Raw genomic sequence first — 1303 nt, 5'->3', positions numbered from 1 at the left:
GCTTGCATGGCCTGATAGCAACATCAACGGCGGCGCTGATTACAGCGTCGATTTCTCGGGGCTTCTCGCGCCCGGCGAGACTGTTCAGAGCTTCGCGTTCGACGCCGGTGGGTTCGGTGCCCAGGCATGGACGTATCTATACGGCACCATCTGCACCGCCTGGTTCTCATGGATCCAGGCTGGCGCGGCTTCCGTGAATGTCTGCGTCCTCGGCAGTTCGGGCGCGACTTATCAGGTGGCCGTCTCAGTCAGCATCGACGCGACGCCTGCCCTGGTTGCCGATGTGCCTCCGCCTCGCCCCGCATGACGGGGCTTATCGCGCCCCCACCCGAACTATCCCCCTCAAGCCGACCCTCACCGGGCGGCTTTTTTATTGGAGGCGACATGAGCGCCCAGAGTGATGCCATGCCGTTCGAGCAAATTGCCGACCATGACAGGCGGCTGACGATCCTTGAGAGATCCGTAGCCGAAATCCGTGCCGAATATCGCTCGCTCTCCGACAAGCTGATGCAGATGCATGGGGAGAACAAGGCAAGTGCAGAGGCGCGGGAAAAGGCAACGCTACAGGCGATTGGCGCAGTAGCAGCCAAGGTCGAAAGGCTCGGCGATCTTAGAGGGTGGGCGAAATGGGCACTTGTTGTCACGGGTATCGCCTTCGGCTACGCGAGTGCTCATTTTGCGGGGTGGGTGCAATGACCGGCATCGACACCTCACAACTCAAGCAGTTCGTCGTCATCCCAACGCTTAAGCAGATGGGATCGGGCTTCGCCAGCATGGCGGCCATCAACCTCGTGGTTGGCACAGCCCTTGCCGAAAGCAATGCAGCCTATCTGCGACAGGTGACGAATGCCGGATTTGGCCCTGCGCGCGGGCTCTGGCAGATGGAGCCCTTCACCCATGACGATTGCTGGTCGAACTGGCTGCGCTATCCGTCGCAGTCCAAGGCGGCCACGGCGATCAGGGCCATGATCGGCAATCTTCCTGCCGAGGCCGATCTGATGATTGTCCATCTGGCCTATGCCTGCGCCATGTGCCGCGTGAAGTATTTCCGCGCACCGGCTGCCCTGCCCCGCTTCGACSATGCCAACGGCCTGAGCCAATACCACAAGCAGTTCTACAACTCGGCGCTCGGCGCGGCTGATCCGGTCGCAAACGTCGCCCACTTCCGCGAGGCGATCCGCTCATGAAGCGTATCATTCTGACAGCATTGGCCTGCCTCGCTGTTCCGGCGAGCGCTGCGCCGTCCAACTCCACACCGGCCTGGAAATCATACCAGGAGACCGGCAATCCCGCCGATATCGTG

General features: G+C 61.5%; 3 protein-coding genes. All 3 read left to right on the top strand.

Annotated elements, in window-relative coordinates; all coding sequences use genetic code 11:
• The coding region (locus ED655_RS09240) for a hypothetical protein (RefSeq protein ID WP_122049938.1) at positions 1-307 on the top strand (307 nt) is incomplete at its 5' end.
• A 77-nt stretch (positions 308-384) separates the two neighbouring features.
• Positions 385-696 (top strand): hypothetical protein, encoded by a 312-nt coding sequence (locus ED655_RS09235; protein WP_162993467.1) that lies wholly within the window; start codon positions 385-387, stop codon positions 694-696.
• A complete protein-coding gene (locus ED655_RS09230; protein WP_122049936.1) occupies positions 693-1187 on the top strand; it encodes a hypothetical protein in 495 nt (164 codons plus the stop codon). Before ED655_RS09235 ends, ED655_RS09230 begins: the two co-directional genes overlap by 4 nt.
• Positions 1188-1303 lie beyond the last annotated feature (116 nt).

The organism is Asaia bogorensis (assembly GCF_900465345.1).
Lineage (GTDB): Bacteria > Pseudomonadota > Alphaproteobacteria > Acetobacterales > Acetobacteraceae > Asaia > Asaia bogorensis_A.
This window is presented reverse-complemented; position numbering and strand designations above follow the sequence as displayed.

What these genes read in the sequence shown, in the direction of transcription:
- ED655_RS09235 (WP_162993467.1), top strand. Translation starts at nt 385, where the DNA reads ATGAGCGCCCAGAGTGATGCCATGCCGTTCGAGCAAATTGCCGACCAT.